The organism is Streptomyces sp. NPDC051987 (assembly GCF_040680735.1).
Classification (GTDB): domain Bacteria; phylum Actinomycetota; class Actinomycetes; order Streptomycetales; family Streptomycetaceae; genus Streptomyces.
The window spans coordinates 74403-92414 of record NZ_JBFAXI010000003.1 but is presented as its reverse complement, the minus strand read 5'-3'; the positions used below and the strand labels follow the sequence as shown (position 1 = coordinate 92414).

Here is an 18012-nt window from a genome sequence, read left to right as displayed (position 1 = left end):
GATTGTCGGGAGCGTGAACCGTGCTTCGTGATGTGCCCGTTGTGTCGGCGCGGGGGCCGGAAACCGGAACGGGACGGAGAAGGGAGGCGGGGCGTAGATGGCACACAAGCCGTGGCCCGTGTTCGGGCTGGAGGGCCGGAGCGCCGAGGAGGTGCGGGACGCCGTCGCTCTCGGCTACCGCAGGTTCGACGCGGGGGAACGGTACGGCACCACGACCGGCGAGCTGGCCGGGGCGATCCGGGACGGCGGGGTGGACCGGGAGGGGGTCGAGGTCCTCTACCGGTTCGACGTACGGGCGGACGAGACCAGGGACGAGCTGAGGACCAGGCTCCAGGGGGTCGCGGCGGAGTTCGGCGGCCATCTCGACGCGGCGGTGATCGGGAACCTCGACGCGTCGGAGGAGAAGGTCAAGGAAGCCTGGGTGGTACTGGGCGAGTTGAAGGAGGAGGGGACGGTCCGGCAGGCGGGGGTCGCCGGCGTGGCGCCCCGGCACGCGAACCTTCTGGTGGACCTCCGGCAGGACGGGCGCGTCGACGTCGTCGACTTCGCACCGCAGGCCCCTGGCCAGGGGCAGGGGCAGGGAGCGGCGGAGGGCTGGCGGAAGAACCTGCTCGACGCGCTGGGCGGCGACGAGGACCTGCGGTACTACAAAGTGGTGCGGGCCCTGGGGGAGCTGCTGGGACGGGCGGCGCGGACCCAGCAGGCGTCGCAGCTACCGCAGGCACCGCGCACACCGCCAGCACCGCAGGAACCGCAGGAACCGCTCACACCGTCGGCGCCGCAGGCGTCGCACGCACCCGCGACATCACCGGCACCACCGCGACCCGCACACACACCGCAGGTCTCGCAACCGCCCCGGACGCCGCAGGGACCGCAGCTGTCGCCGCGGCTGCCGGCAGGGCAGCAGCCCGCGCCGCGCACGTCGTACCGGCCACAGGACCCCGCGCCGTCCGTCCACACCCCCGACAGCGTCCTCCGCGACGACGACACGCCCCTCCCGGACGGGATCAGGGAGCTCCTGGTCCCCCTCTACGAGGAGCCGGAACGGCTGCGGGCCGAGGTGCGGGCGTATGCGGCGGGCGGGGCCGTGGACCGGGAGACGGTCAGCCGCTGGCTGATGGAGGAGCGCGGGTTCACCCGGGAGGAGCTGGAGGGCGTCACGGTGCCGGACCGGGTCGGGTTGCGGGGCGAGTTCCGGGACATGAGGCTGGCCGACGTGCTCGCCGGGCACCTGGGCCCCGACCCTCGGAACCAGGCGGTGGCCCACGAACTCGGCTACGCCCTGCTGCACGGCCCCGGCACCTGGAACGAGGTCCGGCCGGCCCTGAGCACGGTCGCGTACCCCTCCTCGCCACCGCCGTCGGTCGCCGACGCGGCGGCCCTGCGCAGTGTCCACACGGAGTCGCCGGGGCAGGGACCGACCAGGAACGGGGAGACCGCCACCGTGGGCCTGCCGCCGCGGATCGCGTCGGCGGCGATCTCCCGCACGCTGTGACGGCGCCTCACTCCCCGTAGGCGGCCATCCCCGGTGGCTCCTTCTCCCGGTGACCGTTCGCCTTGCAGCCCGCGAAGGGGCCGGAGGGATCGCGGAGCGCGTTCATGACGTGGGCGAGATGGTCTCGGTGCCAGATGGCGGGGCCGGTCAGCCCGGCGGCGGCGCTGGTCAGCTCCTGCCAGGACAGCCACAGGCCGTACAACTGGGCCACGGCCTCGCGGTGGAGCCACCAACTCGTGCACCAGGGGGCCGTGGAGGTGACCTCCCGGCCGTAGACCGGCAGCAGGAGATGGCGTACCCACTGCATCAGTCCGCGCAGCGCCTCGTCGTGTTCGGCGCCTGTCAGATAGAGGATGAAAACCGGCTTCTGCTGATCTTTTTGCTGCTCTTCCTGTTCTTCCTGCTCTTCCTGCTGTTCCTGTGCGGAGGGCATTCGAGGTGCTCCGGTCCTTTGAGGTGTGGCCGTTTCACCCCGCACTACGAGAAGTTCCGGACGGGGGGTTCAAAGGAATTCGGCCCGGCTGAACTCCGGGCACCCCCACAGACGTTGTGGACTGCTGAGGTATCCCACAAAGGAGCGCAGGCATGGTCGAGAACAACGAGATCGAGATGGTCTACAGCACCGACGACGAAGCGGAACAAGAGATACGGAATAAGCAGGCCGGCGGTCACGGAGACCTCCAGTACCTCGGCGCGGACCGGGAGATCGTGCAGAAGCCGGCCGGGGACCACAACACGGAGAACGAGTTCTACCAGCGGGTCCGGGACGGCCAGTACCCGGCGATGCAGGGTGTGGTGCCCAAGACCTACACCGCCGACGAGGTGCGCAACCTGCTGAAGGACGACCTGGACGACACCCAGAAGGCCGCTCTGGACGACAAGAAGTTCGTGTATATGGAGAACATCGCGAACCTCCAGCAGAAGAAGGTCCTGGACATGAAGATCGGCCCTCAGACGACGAGCTACGTGGACAACACGAAGCAGCAGGGAAAGACCACCGGAGAGGCCGTCCTGAAGTCCATCAAGCTCAAGTTCGTCGACGTCCTCACGGATTCCGCCAAGCGGAACTGGCGTGTGGTCGCGGGTGATGACGCGGCCAAGTCCCGGATCAAGAGCGGCCGCAACTCCGAGGAGATCCTGAGCAAGTTCTCGGACGATCCGGAGGTGTGGAAGCAGATGGTCGCGAAGATGAAGGACATCAGGGACGCGGTGAAGACGACCGACATCGGTCTGGTCGCTTCCAGCGTCTTCACGGTCAAGGGCACGGCGAACGGGAACTCCGTGGTGGACGCGAAGCTCATCGACTTCGCTCACGTCATCGACGCCAACAAGCCTTTCGAGGTGACCAAGCCGGGCGCCGACATGACGGGCGCCAGGGACAAGTTCCGGGAGAACTTCGTCAAGGGGATGGACTCCCTGATCAAGACCTCGGAGAAGATCCAGCAGGAGAAGGAGACGGCCGCCGCCGCGAACCTGACCCCGGTAGGAATCCAGAACCTCCAGAACAACCCCGGCCCGTCGCAGTCGACGTCGAATACCGTTCCGGCCCTGGTCTCCGCCAACAACCAGAACAAGCCGCTCAGTCAGTGACATGAGCGGGCTGGGCCCGCCGCGTTCCGCAGCGCCGGGCGGCCGGGCTTCCAGACGGCGAAGGGAATTCATGGACGGCGAGTTGGCGATTCAGGCGTTCGGCACGGTCACGGGGACCGGCTGTCTGGTGCGCGCGGTGTACGAAGCCGTACGCGCGGTACGGCCGCGGCCGGGACGGGCGCGACCGATGGGCACGGCCTTCGTCTGGTTCCTGTCCTGCACGCTGGCCTTCGGCATCGCTGCCGCGGTCGGTCTGTCGCGGTGACCGTCGAACCGTAGGGCAGGACTTCGGGCCGGGAGCGGAACTCCGCTCCCGGCCCGAAGCAGGTGGTTTTGCGTCACGCGCCCGTCGGCGCCGGGTTCTTGTCGTCCCGGTCCGTCGGCTTCGTGAGCGTGACCGGGCCGGCCCCCAGCCGGGCCGCCGCCCGCTCGGTGATGGCTGCCGTCTCGGCCTTGGCCGCCGCCGAGATGGGGCCCGCGTCGGGCTCCTTGTACCAGGGGCGCAGCCGGATCAGGGCCGGGCGGATGCCGGTGGCGAGGAGCAGGGCCGTGCCCTTGGGCAGGGCGCGGATCCGGTCGGGCGGCAGCACCGCCTCCTGGCGGTAGGAGTACGAGCGTGACGTGCCGTCCTTGCTGCGGGAGACGCTCGGGGTGCGCACGTCGTGCTGGCCCACCAGGGTGGAGATCTTCTGCACGAAGTCCGCGTCGTCCAGGCCCGCCCCGAGCAGTTTCACCGTCGCCGCGCTCCACAGGGCGTCCATGCCCGCCTCGCCCCACACCCGCGCCCCCTGCCGGTAACTCTGCAGCAGTGTCACGACGTTGATGCCGCGGGAGCCGAAGTGCGAGTACAGGTCGGGGAGATCGGAGATGCGGCAGACGTTCGCGGCCTCGTCGAGGACCGCGGTCATCGGCGGGTCCAGCCGGCCGCCCATCCGCTCCGCCGCCACCACCCCGGCCCGCATCGTGGCGTCCGCGATGCCCGCGATGACCCCGGCCGCCGAGCCACCGCCGTCCTTGGACAGCAGGTAGAGCGTGTCCCGGCCGAGGACGTGCGCGGCCGGCACGAACTCCGGCAGGTCCGGGTCGGGGGTGACCCAGGCCAGGATCTCCGGGTCCAGCAGACACGAGACGGTCTGCCGGGCGGTCTCGTAGATGCCGTCCCTGGTCTCCACGGCGCCCCGGACGGTGCCCTGCAACTGGTCGGCCATCGCCGGGAGTCCGGCGTCGCGCAGCAGGTCGATCGGGGTGCGGTCGGCCGGGTCCGCGAGCCAGGCCAGCAGCTCCTGGACGCCGGCCTCGCCGCGCGCGGCGGCGAGGAAGAGGGCGGTCAGGGTGTTCTGGGCGGCGGCGATCCAGAAGTCCTTCTGGGAGGAATCGTCGTTGACCGACGCCACGAAGTGACCGGCGAGCCGGCGGGCGCCCTCGATCGTCGTGCACTCGCCGAGCATGTTCCACCACATGCCGCGCGGGGTGTGCGCGATGCCCTGCGGGTCGAAGGTCCAGACCGTGCCGGTCTCGGCGCGGGCGGCGCGGGTGACGGCGTACACGTCGGACTTGTTCGAGGTCAGCAGCACCGGGCCCTGGGCGCGCAGCACTCGGGGGATCGCGATACCGGTGGACTTGCCCGCCCGGGGGGCCATCAGGTCCAGTTCCACGTCCTCGTAGGAGGAGCGGAGTTCGGGGCCCGAGGGGTCGAGGTCGCCGAGGAGGTTGCCGGTCTCGTCCGGGTGCAGGTGTTCGCGGCCCTTCAGGGTGGGGCGCAGGTCGCGGGCGCGGGCGGCGATGCCCTGCGGGCACATGCTCGCGAGTTCCCGGCGCCCGGCCAGCCCCGAGGGCCGCGCCAGCCGCTTCACCAGCAGCCGTACGACGACGGCGACGGGCGCGGCGACCAGCGCGGGCAGCCCGGCCAGGCCCGCGTACACCGCGCCGGCCGGCGCCTGTGGCCACAGCCGGGCCGGGCCCTCGGTGAGCAGCGCGGTCACGGTGGACAGTGCGAACGGCGGTGCGCTCCAGCCGTGCCCGCTGAGTCCGGCCCCCAGGGTGCCGCCGCACCACAGCAGGGTGAACACCAGCAGGGCCACGGCGGCCACCGCGGCGATCGCCCAGGACGCCAGCTCCTGACCGCCGACGGCGGCGGAGGGACGCGCCCCGCTCACGCGGGCCTCCGCAGACGGCTCAGCACCACGGTCGGCGGATCCTCCAGCGCCGCGGCCCCCGCCGGGGGCCCCGCGAGGTTCGTCGCTCGTGCCGTCGGTACGCCGTTCGGTGTCCAGCGGGTGTTCGTGTCGTGGAGCCGGCGTTCGACGTCGGTGATGGCCACCCGGATCGGGATGCCGGGGCGGCCGCCGACCTTGATGAGGAAGCGGCCCCGTCCGGGGGGTTCCTCGTGGTCGCCGGAGGCGCCCCAGCCCGGCGGGGACGACCAGGAGGAGACCAGTTCGATCTCGCGCCGGGACAGCCCCACGACCTTGCCCAGCTCCTCCATCTCCGCTCGCGGCAGCCCCGCGCACACCACCATCCCGGCCCGCTCCACGAACCCGCGTGCCTTGGCCCGGTCCGAGTCCGTGCCCAGGGCCTCCGCGTCCTTGAGGGTGTGGGTGATCTTCGCGTCGCCGAGGCCGAGCGAGCGGTTGAGGCGGGTGAGCGCGTCGATGCGGTCGACGATGCCGGAGGCGGCCCGCAACGGGCGCCACAGCTCGTCGAGGACCGTGAAGAACCAGCGGCGGGGCGCCAGTCCCGCGTCCGCCAGCGCGTGTGCGGCGGCCACCGTGCCGAGCCCGTCCGACCAGGCCGCCAGCATCGCCGCGGCCGTCAGCTGGGTGTCGGCCTCCCCGATGCCGGAGATGTCGATGCACACGGCGGGTGCGTCCGGGTCGATCCGGGTCGACGTCTCGGAGGCGAAGGTGTCGCCGAGCGGGCCGTCCAGGATGCCCAGTAGGGAGCGGTGCAGCGGGTCGACCGCGTCCCGGTAGCGGGTGTCGTCGCCCCGGTCCAGGGTCACCGCCCTGACCCGGTCCGGACCCTCGGTCAGCACCCGCAGGAGGTCCGGAAGGAGGACCGTCCGCCCGACCGGGGTGCGCTCGCGCAGGTGGTGCAGGACCGCGGAGAGCACCGACTGCTCGTGGTCGTCCATCGGACGGCCGCGCACGATGGTGATCAGCGCGGCCACCATGTTCAGCACCCGGCCGTGCGTCTCGGCCCGGAGGACCTCGCCGGCCTCCCCGCCGATCCGGGCCGCCGCCGCGCCCATCGCGCCCGGATCGAGGACGTTGATGCCGCCCCGCCCGCGCCCGATGGAGATCACCTGGCCGCCCAGCGCGCGCACGGTGTCGGCGTAGTCGGGCTTCAGGTCGCCCAGCACCAGCGGTACGACCCCGGTCGCGGCGAGCCCGATCAGCATCCGGTTGACCAGTGTGGACTTGCCGAGTCCCGGCATGCCCAGCATGAACAGGGAGGGGTTGGAGATGAACCGGGCCCGGGTGAACCAGTTCAGCGGATCCCCGCAGACCGTGGCCCCGGTGAACAGGTGCTGCCCGAGCGGCACCCCGGTCATCGGCGAGCCGGAACCCGCCGCGAACGGCCACATACCGCACGCCTGCACGGTGGTGGCCCGCCACATGGTCGGGGGGTCCATGTGTCCGACGCGCCCGCCACCGGGTCCGGCCCAGCCGCGCGCCGGCACGAACAGCCGCTCGGCCGCCTTCTTCTCGCTGTCGCGCCTGCTCACAGTGCCTCCTGCAACTGCTGCGGAACCAGGGTCTGCTCCCAGGGCAGCAGCCCGGCGGGGAGCGTGCAGCTGAAGGCCGCCGCCTGCATGCGGTCCGCGGCGCGCATCTGCACGCGCGCGGCGGCCGACAGGTTGCGCACCGTCACACCGGCGTCGGCCAGCTCCTCGTCCGAGTCCACGGTGACCGTCAGCATCAGCGAGAACTCGACGAGCCCCGCGCCGGCCGCCTCCTCCGCCGCCGCCTGTTCGGCCGCGCGCACCTCGGAGGCGGCGCGGGCCTGCACCATGCCCCGGCCGGAGGTCGCCATGAACTGGGCGCTGCGCCGGTCGGACTCGACGATCCGGGCCGAGGTGGCCGGATCGATGGGCCGGTAGACCAGGGCGACCCGCTTGCGCCGGGTGCCGGGCGCCGCCTCCAGCAGCCCGCGCAGCACCGAGGACCGTACGGTGCCACGCGGCGCCAGCGTCAGCAGCCAGGTCCGGGAGACGCCCGAGTCGTGCCGGTAGCTGCTGACGGTCTCGACCGCGGTGGCGGGCCCGGCGTCCTCCCACTCCAGGCCGGTGCCGCCGTGCTGCGCGCGGGCGTTGAGCACGTCCGGGGCGACCGCGGGGTCGTAGGCGACGCGTACGACCTCGGCGATGCGCTCCGCCGACAGCGGATAGGCCGCGCCGCCGCCCGCGCCGACCAGCCCGCTCAGCAGGCCGGGGATGCGGATCGCCAGGTCGGTGAGGACGTCCTCCGGGTCGCGCTTCTGGCCCTGCGGGACGCCGTAGGTGAGGGTGACGTACGTGTGCATCTCGGAGGAGGCGCTCGGATAGCGCTGGACCACCTCCTCCATCACCGCGCGGGCGGCGGGCGGGGCGCCGGGGTCGATGCGGGGCAGGACCTCGTTGGCGAGCCGGGTGCCCGGGTCGGGGGCGGTCTCCACGACCACGGCCGCGCCGCGCAGCCCGGGTTCGTGGGCGAGCCGGGCCAGCCAGTCGCCCCACATCGCGACCCACACGTCGACCTGGTCGGGGTCGACCAGGGAGCCGCCGTCGGGGTCGCAGCCGAGGACGATCGTGTACTGGCCGCGGGCCGCGTGGCGCAGGACGCCGAACGGACGGTCGTAGGCGTCCCGGCCCTCGTACATGGTGACCTTGTTCAGCAGCCCCGGCGGGCGGAACCGGCCGCCGGGACGGCGCGAGAGCGGGCCCGAGACGTAGAGGTGGGCGCCCTTGCGCTTGCGGCGGCGCCAGCCGATCCGCAGGGTCATCATCTGGTAGACGTTGCGGCCGTCCTGGGTGCGGACGGCGAGCGGGACCAGGAACAGCAGCAGCGGTACGAGCACGACCAGCGCCGCGGTCAGCGAGATCAGCGACACCAGCAGGGTCAGGATCAGGCCGCCGAAGACACCGAACGTGCCGACGAGCCCGAGCGGACCCAGGCCCGGCCTGCGCGGACGGCGCCAGTTCCCGTAGGTGGGATGGGTGACGGCTTCCGTGGACATGGGAGGGGGACCTCCTTCTCGTGTGCGTGTGTGCGTGTGTGCGTGTGTGCGTGTGAACGCGGGGGTGCGGGCGGGTGACGTGAGGTGGGGGAGTCGGCCGGGTGGGCGGGGGCTCAGGTGTTGTGGCCCCGGTCGCCGTCCGCGTCCTGGACGGCGCCGGAGGCGACCCGGCCGACGAACTGCGCCGCCGCGACCACGGCCGCCGCGGGCCCGGCCGCCGCCGCGGCACCGGCCGCACCGGCACCACCGGCCGCGCCCGCGCCGCCCGCGGAACCGGCACCGCCCGCGGCACCCGCGGATCCGGCCGTGCCCGCGGATCCGGCGGACCCCGCCGAACCCGTCGTACCGGCCGACCCGTTGCCGCCGCTCGCGCCGCTTCCGCCGCTGCTGCCGCCGGTTCCCGTCGCGCCCGAGGGGCCCGCCTGGCCGGCCGGGCCGCCGCTGCCGCCACCCACCGACCGGGCGCCCGAGGCCAGCGAGCCGGCCGTGGACATCGCGACGGACATGGCGTTGCCGCTGCCGAGCGCGGCCGTGGCGGGTACGACGAGTTTCAGCAGCGCGGGCAGCGCGATCGCGGACAGCAGGATCACGCCGATACCGGCGATGCGCTGGTTGATGTCGCCGTTTCCGCCGGCCCCGCCCTGGCTGCCCGCGGTGAAGATCGCCGAGCCCGCGAAGAGCACCAGTCCGGCGGCGGGCTTGTAGAGCAGCCAGGCGATCATCCAGCCGATGTGCTTGCGCCACCAACCGCCGCCCCAGTCGGTCATCGACGCGGCCGCGGCCAGCGGGAGCGTGCCCAGCAGGATGATCATCACGCCGAGCCGCACGAACATCAGGATGGTCTGCACGATCCCGGCGATCAGCAGCAGGAAGGAGAGGACCAGCAGCAGGAAGGACTCGATGTCGGTCTGGCACCCGAAGTTGTCGAGCTGGGTCTGCGCGCCCCTCTTGAAGAGTTCGTCGGCGTACTGGTCGGAGAGCTTGGCGGCCGTCGTGACGACGGCGGTGGCCGCGCCCGAGACGAGGATCATCCGGATGACGCCCTTGAGCGCGGTACGGCCCGCGTCACCGCGCCGTTCCAGAGCCATCCGGGCGGCGGCGAAGAGCAGCGAGCCGACCGCGAGATAGACCACGATGCCCTGGGTCTCGTCGTCGATCGCACGGGCCGAGTCCGTCCCGGCCAGGGTCGGGATGTTGGTGGTCAGGGTCCCGAACGCCGAGATGGCCGCCGACAGTACGGCGTTCGCGACACCCGCGACGATCGTGCCGATGGGGTCGCCGAGGAAGTCGAAGAATCCCTTGGCGGCATCGGCGATGGGGTTGCCGGTCGAACAGGTCGCCGCCATCTCACGCTCCCCACAGGACGAAGCCGCCGGGCCCGGCCACGGTTCGCACGGGCGAGTGCAGGGCCCCGTCGTCGCCGGGCGCGAGCTTCCAGTCGCCGTCGCCCCAGCGCAGCCCGACGTTGGTGGCGGCGTAGCCGCTGGAGGTCTTGATGAGCAGCGCCACCGTCGCGGCGGACTTCTGGTACGACAGCACGGAGAACCCCGCGTATCCGGCCGAGGACCCCGAGCCGCCCGGCGAGACGTCGGGGACCGTGGCGCGCTGGGCGACGAACAGGTCGCGGCCGCGGCCCGCGACCACCTGCATCCGGGCGACCGACCGCCAGGCGGGCCCGCTCATCTGGGACGGGATGACGTGCGCGGCGAGCGCGGCGCCGGTCGGGGTGTGCGCGAAGCACCACCACACCGGGCCGGTCGTCATGGTGGGGCCCGCCGAGGCGGAGACCGGCACCCGGGTGCCGGCCAGGTCGCGCCACCGCACATCGGTGGGGGCGGCCGTGGGTGGCGTGTCGTCCCCGTCGCCGTCGGTGGCGCAGCCCTCGGGACGGCTGCCGCGCAGGGTCGGCAGGGCCACCACCTGCCCGGACCGCCCCGAGGCCGCGGTGCCGCCGTTGCCCGAGCCGTCGTTCCTGGTCAGCGCCACGACGGCGGCCACGAACAGGACGACGGCGAAGAAGCCGGCCGACAGCTGCCAGCTGCGCTGCCGCCAGAACGGCCGGGGCCCGTCCTCGGCCCATCGCGGACGGGGGGCGTACGTGTCCGCGCGCGGGGGGTACGTGTCCGCGCGCGGGGCGCGCCGGTGCAGGCCGGGTTCCCGCCGTACGGAGGTCTCGTCCCGCCAGGGGGCGCCGAAGCCGTCGTCCTGGCGGTGGTTCGACTGGTCGCGCATGAGGATCGCCTTCCGCCGGCTCACTGGAAGACGAACTGGATCAGCGGTCCGGCGGTGGCCACCAGGACGCAGCCGCCGAGCACCATGCCGAGACGGCCCATGTGCTCCGAACTCTCCCCCCGCTTGAGGGAGATGGCCATCATCGCGCCGGTGATCAGCACCCCGGCGACACCGGCCGCGGTGCCCGCCCAGGCGGCTATGCCCAGCACGGTGTTGACCTTGCCGGTGAGTGCGTCGGGTGCGTTGCGGCCGGGGTTGGGGACCGCGCCGTCGGCCAGCAGGACCGAGGCCGAGTGCAGGAGTGTGCTCATGTTGCCCTTCGCCAATCGTGAGGAAAGCCGAGGAAAATGGAGGAAAGGTGCATGGGTGGGCGCGCTGGGACGCGCCACCGGTGAGTGGAAGGGGGGCGGGGGGTCAGATGGACAGGTCGCCGAGCGCGGCGACCAGCGGGCCCGCGGAGGCCGCGATGACGCAGCCGAGCAGGACGAAGAAGACCCCCCTGAAGTGCTCGCCGCCCTCCCCCGGGTCGCCGCGGCGGAGCTGAAGCGCCATCTGGATGCCGACGGTGATGAGTCCCGCGACGCCGCAGGCGGACGCGCCCCAGGCGAGGATGGCGAGGATCTGGTCGCCGTCGTCACCCGGGTTGAACGCCGCCAGCGCGGTGGGCAGGGCGTCCGGGGTCATCGGCCGCCCTCCTCGTCCCCGGGGCGTACCCCCACCAGGTCGGCGAGTTGGTCGAGTTCGCGGGGCAGGGTCCGTGGCCGGTCGCCCACCCGGAAGGCCGGCACCCACGGCACCCGCTGCACCGGTGCGACCGCCCCGATGATCCGCACCCGGCGGGCCAGGCTGAACGGCAGCCGGCCGGGCGCGTCCGCGACCAGGACCAGCGACAGCAGGTCGAGGCCGTCGGGGGCGCGGCCCTCGCGCAACGCGTTCAGGACCTGGGCGACCGCCTGGAGGCCGTCGGCGTTGGTGCGGCCCACCACCAGCAGGCGGTGCGGTTCGCCGGCGGCCGGGTCCGGCCAGCGGCTCCCCGCGTCCATTCCCCCGAAGAGCCCCGCCAGCGTGCTGGCACCGGCGCCGCCGTGCGCCTTCACCCAGCACACGGCCGGATGCGAGCCGCGGCTCGTCCGGGGCGGTCCGGACTCCGGCGGCGCGTCCCAGGAATCCGCGGGGTCGGGGGTCGCCCGGGGCGGCGGTCCGGTACGCGGACGCCGATGGCGGCGGCTCCGCACGCCTGCGGCCCCCACGGCCGCCGGTCCGGCTTCCGACGGGTACGCCGGTACCCGGGCCGGGCTGGACGCCGGTTCGTACGCCGGTTCGTACGCCGGTTCGTACGCCGGTTCGTAGGCCGGTTCGTAGGCCGGTTCCGCCGTCGCTATGCGGACCGGTCCGGGGATCGGCGCGTGGGCCTCCCCGGTTTCGGGGGCGTGGGCCGGTCCGGGGATCGGCGGGTAGGCGTGCTGGGCTTCCGGCGCGTGGGTCGGTACCGGCGTTGGCCTGGGTGTCGGCACGGATACCGGTATCGGTACCGAGGTGGTGGGCGCGTCGGTTCCGCCGTAGGAGGTCGGGCCGCGTACCCATGCCTGCGGTCCCGGCGGGGTGGTCGATGGAGCGGTCATGCGCTTGCCGCCTTGTCTGTCGTGTCACCGGCGTGCAGCCGGTTCCTGACGGGGATCTCTGACGGTGGTTTCTGATGGTTTGAACCTGTTCGCTGCCGGGCCCGTTTGAGTCTCACGAGTCCGTTGGACCCCACAACGCACCGGTCACCCCGAGCGGTTCAAGGCACCGAGGTCGGATCCGCACCGGAGGCCGGAAGGAAGAAGGCGCGCACATGAGTTCAGCTACCGGACAGGACACGGGAGGCGGCGGGGAGGAAGAGGCCTCGGCCGCCGTGCGCAACGCCCTCGCGGCATCCGGCTGCGGCTGCCTGCTGTCGCCGCTGGTGCTGCTCGGCGGGGTGATCGTGATCATCGTCATCGGCGGGTTCGGGGTGGTCCTGGCGCCGCTGATCGCGCTGGTCACGGCGTTCGGCGGGGACGGCGGGGGCGGCGGTCAACCCTCCGCGGACGACGTGATCGCGGTGTTCCAGGGCGACGGGAAGGGCACGCTCGATCCCGCCACCCTCCCCGCCGACCTCGTCGACCCCGTCGAGAAGGCGGGCGCGCTGTGCGACGCGATCGGACCGACGGTCATCGCCGCGCAGATCGAGCGGGAGTCCGATTTCGACCGGAACCTGGTCGGCAAGGACGGCGCCCAGGGCATCTCACAGCTCCCGCCCGCGGTCTTCGAGCGGTTCGGCAAGGACGAGGACGGCAACGGCAGTACGTCGGCGCTGGACCCGGCCGACTCGATCCTCGCGCAGGGCCGTTTCCTGTGCGACCTCGCCGACCAGGCCCAGCAGCTCATCGACAGTGGCGTGGCGAACGGCTCCGTCCTGGACCTCGCGCTGGTCGGGTACGACCAGGGGCTGGACGCCGTCCGGGCGGCCCACGGCGTCCCGAAGACCGCCGAGGCCCAGGGCTATGTGGCGGGGGTGCGGTCCCTGCTCGCCAAGTACGAGGGCCTCGTCACACCCCCGCCGTCCCCCACCCCGCCCACTCCGGACACCGAGTGAAGTGAGGAGTAAGCCCATGCACCCGAACCCCACCTCCGCCCACCCGAACACCCCCTACGCGTACGGCGCCGACCAAGCCCCCGCCTTCGCTCCCGACCGCGACACCAGCCCCCGCTCCAGCCGGACCTGCGCCCCGGGCACCGACCCTTCTCCCGATCGCGGGGACGCCCCCCGCCCCGTCGCGCGGCCGGGGCGGCCCGGTGGAGTCGGTCCCGTCGATGTGTTTCTCTCCGATGACGGAGCGGCGCTCATCGACGGTGTGCCCGTGTTTCCGGAAGTCGGCCGCCCAGTCCAGGAGTTGGTGCTCGACCTGCTGCAACGGCGCGCGCGGGAACGGGAGGCGCCGGTCGGAGCGTGGGTGCACGATCGTCCCGGCGCGACCCGCTTCCTCCTGGAGGTCTGCCCGGACGGCTCCAGCCGTGTCCTCTCAACGGAACAGGTGGAAAAGGCACCGGCACAGACACCGGCACCGGCACAGGCACCGGTGCCGTTGTCGGCCGCGGCCCGGCCCCTCGTACCGGCCGCCCTCGCCGCCCAGCTCGAGCGGCTGGTCGATGACGTGATCGTGCGCGAGTTGGCGCAGGCGTACGAACTCGCCGGCGCCTTGCGGAAGCGGCTCGCGCGGGACGAGGGCGGTGCGCATCCGTACGTGACGGAGGCTCGGGCCCTGGAGGCCGTGCTGGCCCGGCTGTGCCACGGACGACGGCAGACCGTCGCGCTCGCGCTGGCGGCGGCCCGGGTCCGCTGTCGCGGCGGGGATCCGCGGGCCGCCGACGCCGTGGCCCGTGCCGCCGCGGCCTGGAGCGCGCTGGACGACCCGCGGGCCGTGCGCGATCACGGCCGTGAACTGCTCGAACTCTGGGACGAGCTGCGGCGCCGTGAGCTGCTCCCGCCGACGCACGCCGGGGTGGTCAGGGAGATCCACCGATACCTGGACGCGGTCGTACAACAGGCGTCAACGGAACGTGGATCCCGGCTCGGCACACTCGGACCGGTGTGAGGGGCACGGGCCGCCCGCCCGCACGCCGCAGCCCGCCGCACTCGTCGGAAAACCGCTGGAAGTTGTCGGAGCACGGAATTTCTCGGCCCACGGGGGTCGATCACACCGAGGAACGCCCATGAACCTGACTGTCATCGGATCGGCCGCCGCGGTCTCGCCCGAGGAGCGGGCCCTGCACGGCCTCTACAAGGCCCACGGTCCCGCCCTGTACGCGTACGTCGTACGGCTGGTCGGCGGGGACTGCCACCGCGCGGAGGACATCGTCCAGGAGACGCTGCTGCGCTGCTGGAAGAATGCGGAGAAATGGAACGGCTGGGCGGACCCGGCCGACACGGCGCAGATGTCCGTACGCCCCTGGCTGTTCCGGGTGGCCCGGAACCTGGTCATCGACGGTCACCGCACGCGCCGCGCGCGCCCGGTGGAGGTGGACGGCGGTGAGTGGCTCGGGGAGGCCTCCGCGGCGGTCGCCGGGACCGACGACATCGACCGGATGCTCTCCGCGATGGTGCTGCGGGAGGCACTGGACGCGCTCTCGCCCGCGCACCGGGAGGCGCTGGAGGCGACGTACTTCGCGGACCGCACCACCCAGGAGGCGGCGGAGGCCCTCGGTATACCGCACGGGACCGTGAAGTCCCGGGTCTACTACGCCCTGCGCAACCTCAAACTGGCCCTCCAGGAACGGGGGATCTCGATGGGCGAGGGCGCGCCGCCCCCGCCCCGGACCGCGGCCGGCTTACCCGGCGGCGGTCACCCCGACCGCGAACCCTCCTGACGCACCGTCCCGGCGGCACCGGACGGGCCGGTGGCCGCCGTACCGGTCTCCTCCAGCGCGCGCAGCTCCTGCCGTACCTCCTCCGCCTCCGGGTTGCCCTCCTCGGCCAACAGGGAGACCGCCCTCGACCACGCCGCCCGCGCGGCGCTCCGGTCGTCGGCAGCGCGGTGGGTGGCGCCCAGGTGCCGCAGCGAGTCGGCTTCCATGTAGCGGTCGCCGATCTCCCGGAACAGCTCGACCGCCCGCTCGAAGCGGGCCACGGCCACGTCGTACCGGCCCAGATGGTGCAGCGCGTAGCCGAGGCTGTCCTCCGCGGACGCCAGGCCGAACAGGTCGCCGGTCTCCCGGTACACGGTGATGGCCCGCTCGCACTCGCGCAGCGCCTTCTCGTGCTCGCCGAGGAGGATGTACGTCCAGCCGACCTCGTTGCGCACCCCCGCCTCGCCGTTGCGCAGACCCAGTTCCCGGTAGAGCGCGAGGGCGCGGTCGTAGTGGCCGAGCGAGACGTCGTGACGGCCCGCCTTGTTGGTCTGGAAGGCCAGCGACCGGCGGGTGAGGGCCTCGCCGAAGCCGTCGCCGGCCTCCTGGAACAGCTCCAGGGCGTGTTCGAGGTGCCGCATGCCCTCCGCGCGGCCGAGCCGCAGCGCCGAGTAGCCGAGGCCCCGCAGGGCGTGGGCCTCGCCGACGCGGTCGCCGAGCTCGCGGGCGGCGCGCAGCGCGGTGGCGTTGATCTCGACGAGGTCGTGGCTGTAGCCGAGGCGGTTGAAGTACAAATCCAGCGCGCAGGCGGTGCGCCAGGCGTGCTCGTCGTAGCCGTGGGCGGCGGCGTGCGCCACGACCGCGCCGAGCACCTGGCGTTCCGTGCGCAGCCAGGTCGTGGCCTGTTTGCGGTCCTCGAACCGGGTCGGTGAGCTGCCCGGCACGGGTGCGGGCAGCGGCACCATCTCGTGGAACGGCCCGAGCACGGCCGCCGCGTGGTGGGCGGTGCGCAGGTAGTGGTCGTGCATGCGCAGCAGCGCGCTCCCGGCCGCGGACGCCGGTGTCCGTGCCGCCTGTGCCGCGTGTGCCGCCTGTGCGGTCCGTGCCGCCTCTTCCTCCTCTTCCGCGAGTTCCGTCGCGTACGCGCGCAGCAGGTCGTGGAAGACGAAGCGGCCGGGGGCGCGCTCCATCAGCAGGTTGGCGGTGGTGAGTTCGGCCAGCAGCGGACGGACCCGCCGGACCGGGGCACCGGCCAGCGCGGCCGCGGCCGAGCTGGTGATGTCGGGGCCGGGATGCAGGGCGAGCCGGCGGAAGAGCTCCGCGGTGGCGGGCGGCAGCGCCCGGTAGGACCAGGAGAAGACGGCCCGCGCGTCGGTCTCGGTGTCGCCGCCGACGAACGCGTCGAGGCCACCGTGGTTCTCCCGCAGTTCGCCGGCGATGTCGGCGAGCCGGAAACCGGGGTGCTGGGCGGCGCGCGCGGCGGTGATGGCGAGGGCCAGCGGCAGCCCTGCACACAGGCCGACGATCGCGTCGGCCGCTTCCGGCTCGGCCGTGACCCGGGCCGGCCCCAGCCGTCGTACGAGCATCTCGCGGGCCTCCTCGGCGGTCGGCAGGCCCAGGGTGAGCGGATAGGCGCCCTGCCCGGCCACCAGGCTGCTGAGCCGGGACCGGCTGGTGACGACGACCAGGCAGCCCCGGGTACCGGGCAGCAACGGCCGGACCTGTTCGGCGTCCCGCGCGTTGTCGAGGACGATCAGGACCCGGCGTCCGGCCAGGACGCTGCGGTAGAGGGCGGCCTGGGCGTCGAGTCCGTCCGGTACGGAGCCGGGGGGCACGCCGAGCGCGACGAGGAAGGTCTGCAGTGCGTACGAGGGGGACATGCCGGTGCCGCCGGGATCGTAGCCGCGCAGGTTGACGTAGAGGGCGCCGTCCGGGAACCGGTCGGCGACGCGGTGGGCCCAGTGCACGGCCAGGCTGGTCTTGCCCGCGCCCGCCATCCCCTCGACCAGTACGACGGTGGCGGTGGCGGTCGGCCCGTCCGCGGCCAGCAGGGCGTCGGCGCTGTCGAGTTCGCGACGGCGGCCGGTGAAGACGGGCAGGTCGGCGGGGAGCTGGGCGGGCTGCGGGGTGGCGGGGGGCGGCAACGGCGACCGGAGCGCGCGGTGCGCGGGCGCCGTGTCCTCGGCGGGGCCCGCGGCGCCCTGGGCGGCCGGCGCCTCGGGTTCCGCCTCGCCCGCGAGGATCCTGGTGTGCAGCGCGCGCAGCGACGGCCCGGGTTCGATGCCCAGTTCGTCGACGAGCGTACGGCGGGTGCGGGTGTACTCCTCCAGGGCCTCGGCCTGGCGGCCCGCCCGGTAGAGGGCGAGCAGCAGCAGTTCGCACACGTTCTCCCGCAGCGGATGCGCGTCGCGCAGCGCGGCCAGCTCCGGCAGTACCGCCTCGTGGCGGCCGAGTTCGAGTTCCAGGCGCAGCCGGGTCTCCAGCATGCCCAGCCGCCGCCGCTCCAGATGGGTGCGTTCGGCTTCCGCGTACGGGCCCGGAACTCCGGCGAGCGGGGTGCCCGACCAGCTGTTCAACGCGGTGCGCAGCAGGTCGGCCGCGCTGCCCGGGTCGCCCGCCGCCCGCCGGCGCTCGGCGCGGGCCACGTGCTCCTCGAACGTGTCGAGGTCGCTGGAGACCATGTCGGTGCGCAGGGCGTACCCGTCGCCGAGGGACACCACCAGCCGGGGCGGCTCGCCCGCCTCCCGGTCCGGTTCCAGGAGTTTGCGCAGGCGGGAGACGTAGGTGCGGAGCACCGAGACCGCGCCGGGCGGCGGGTCGGTGCCCCAGACACCGGCCACGAGGTCGCCGAGACCGGCCGCGCGGCCCCGGCGCAGCAGTAACCCGGCCAGGACGGCGCGCTGCTGCGGCGATCCCAGTTCCAGTTCCGACTCGTCCCGCCAGGCGCGCAGGGGGCCGAGCAGGGAGAACCGGAGCGGAGCCGTACCGGTTGCCTTCACAGGGCCGGACAGTAGCGAGCGGACTGCGGAACGTCAGCCGGATCGTTCGATTTGGCCGGTCGGTGACCTGTATCGACGTGATGGTGAGACGGTGCTGGGCTCTGCGAGCGG

16 protein-coding genes are annotated in these 18012 nt (G+C 73.3%); 6 read left to right on the top strand and 10 right to left on the bottom strand.

Going from position 1 to position 18012, the window contains the following annotated elements; translation table 11 throughout:
• Nucleotides 1–97: 97 nt before the first annotated feature.
• Nucleotides 98–1495, top strand: a complete 1398-nt coding sequence (locus tag AB0M11_RS02395; protein WP_365700467.1) for an aldo/keto reductase — start codon at nucleotides 98–100, stop codon at nucleotides 1493–1495.
• A 7-nt stretch (nucleotides 1496–1502) separates the two neighbouring features.
• Here the strand turns inward: AB0M11_RS02395 and AB0M11_RS02390 are convergent, their stop codons facing one another.
• A complete protein-coding gene (locus AB0M11_RS02390) occupies nucleotides 1503–1928 on the bottom strand; it encodes a DUF4913 domain-containing protein (RefSeq protein WP_365700465.1) in 426 nt (141 codons plus the stop codon).
• A 152-nt stretch (nucleotides 1929–2080) separates the two neighbouring features.
• Here AB0M11_RS02390 and AB0M11_RS02385 point away from each other — a divergent pair, with 152 nt between their 5' ends.
• Both AB0M11_RS02385 and AB0M11_RS02380 read left to right on the top strand, forming a co-directional pair.
• Nucleotides 2081–3085 (top strand): inositol polyphosphate kinase family protein, encoded by a 1005-nt coding sequence (locus AB0M11_RS02385; RefSeq protein ID WP_365700463.1) that lies wholly within the window; start codon nucleotides 2081–2083, stop codon nucleotides 3083–3085.
• 70 nt (nucleotides 3086–3155) lie between these two features.
• Nucleotides 3156–3350, top strand: coding sequence for a hypothetical protein (locus tag AB0M11_RS02380; protein WP_365700461.1), 195 nt, complete (start codon nucleotides 3156–3158; stop codon nucleotides 3348–3350).
• Between the two features lie 73 nt (nucleotides 3351–3423).
• Here AB0M11_RS02380 and AB0M11_RS02375 read toward each other — a convergent pair whose 3' ends face one another.
• The 8 genes from AB0M11_RS02375 to AB0M11_RS02340 form a co-directional block, all read right to left on the bottom strand.
• On the bottom strand, nucleotides 3424–5199 hold the full coding sequence (locus AB0M11_RS02375; RefSeq protein ID WP_365700693.1) for a TraM recognition domain-containing protein: 1776 nt from the start codon (nucleotides 5197–5199) through the stop codon (nucleotides 3424–3426).
• Nucleotides 5200–5237: 38 nt separating this feature from the next.
• The gene (locus AB0M11_RS02370; RefSeq protein WP_365700691.1) at nucleotides 5238–6719 is read right to left on the bottom strand and encodes an ATP/GTP-binding protein; all 1482 of its coding nucleotides are present in this window, start codon (nucleotides 6717–6719) and stop codon (nucleotides 5238–5240) included.
• A gap of 89 nt (nucleotides 6720–6808) precedes the next feature.
• Nucleotides 6809–8302, bottom strand: a complete 1494-nt coding sequence (locus tag AB0M11_RS02365; protein ID WP_365700459.1) for an SCO6880 family protein — start codon at nucleotides 8300–8302, stop codon at nucleotides 6809–6811.
• Nucleotides 8303–8415: 113 nt separating this feature from the next.
• A complete protein-coding gene (locus tag AB0M11_RS02360; RefSeq protein WP_365700457.1) occupies nucleotides 8416–9648 on the bottom strand; it encodes a hypothetical protein in 1233 nt (410 codons plus the stop codon).
• Nucleotide 9649: 1 nt separating this feature from the next.
• Nucleotides 9650–10534 (bottom strand): hypothetical protein, encoded by an 885-nt coding sequence (locus AB0M11_RS02355; RefSeq protein WP_365700455.1) that lies wholly within the window; start codon nucleotides 10532–10534, stop codon nucleotides 9650–9652.
• Nucleotides 10535–10554: 20 nt separating this feature from the next.
• Entirely contained in the window at nucleotides 10555–10845 is a 291-nt protein-coding gene (locus tag AB0M11_RS02350) for a hypothetical protein (protein ID WP_365700453.1), read from the bottom strand.
• A gap of 103 nt (nucleotides 10846–10948) precedes the next feature.
• On the bottom strand, nucleotides 10949–11218 hold the full coding sequence (locus tag AB0M11_RS02345) for a hypothetical protein (RefSeq protein WP_365700451.1): 270 nt from the start codon (nucleotides 11216–11218) through the stop codon (nucleotides 10949–10951).
• Complete coding sequence (locus tag AB0M11_RS02340; RefSeq protein ID WP_365700449.1) at nucleotides 11215–12156, bottom strand: DUF6668 family protein; 942 nt, start codon at nucleotides 12154–12156, stop codon at nucleotides 11215–11217. The genes AB0M11_RS02345 and AB0M11_RS02340 overlap by 4 nt, the downstream gene beginning before the upstream one ends.
• Before the next feature lie 212 nt (nucleotides 12157–12368).
• On the opposite strand from AB0M11_RS02340, the gene AB0M11_RS02335 reads away from it, so the two are divergent.
• The 3 genes from AB0M11_RS02335 (at nucleotide 12369) to AB0M11_RS02325 (ending at nucleotide 14923) form a co-directional block, all read left to right on the top strand.
• Nucleotides 12369–13151 carry a transglycosylase SLT domain-containing protein gene (locus tag AB0M11_RS02335; RefSeq protein ID WP_365700447.1) on the top strand — a complete coding sequence of 261 codons (783 nt, stop codon included), beginning with the start codon at nucleotides 12369–12371 and terminating at the stop codon, nucleotides 13149–13151.
• 16 nt (nucleotides 13152–13167) lie between these two features.
• Nucleotides 13168–14151 (top strand): hypothetical protein, encoded by a 984-nt coding sequence (locus AB0M11_RS02330; protein WP_365700445.1) that lies wholly within the window; start codon nucleotides 13168–13170, stop codon nucleotides 14149–14151.
• Between the two features lie 118 nt (nucleotides 14152–14269).
• Nucleotides 14270–14923 carry a sigma-70 family RNA polymerase sigma factor gene (locus tag AB0M11_RS02325; RefSeq protein ID WP_365700443.1) on the top strand — a complete coding sequence of 218 codons (654 nt, stop codon included), beginning with the start codon at nucleotides 14270–14272 and terminating at the stop codon, nucleotides 14921–14923.
• Here AB0M11_RS02325 and AB0M11_RS02320 read toward each other — a convergent pair.
• Nucleotides 14899–17901 (bottom strand): BTAD domain-containing putative transcriptional regulator, encoded by a 3003-nt coding sequence (locus AB0M11_RS02320; RefSeq protein ID WP_365700441.1) that lies wholly within the window; start codon nucleotides 17899–17901, stop codon nucleotides 14899–14901. The genes AB0M11_RS02325 and AB0M11_RS02320 overlap by 25 nt on opposite strands.
• Nucleotides 17902–18012: the final 111 nt, after the last annotated feature.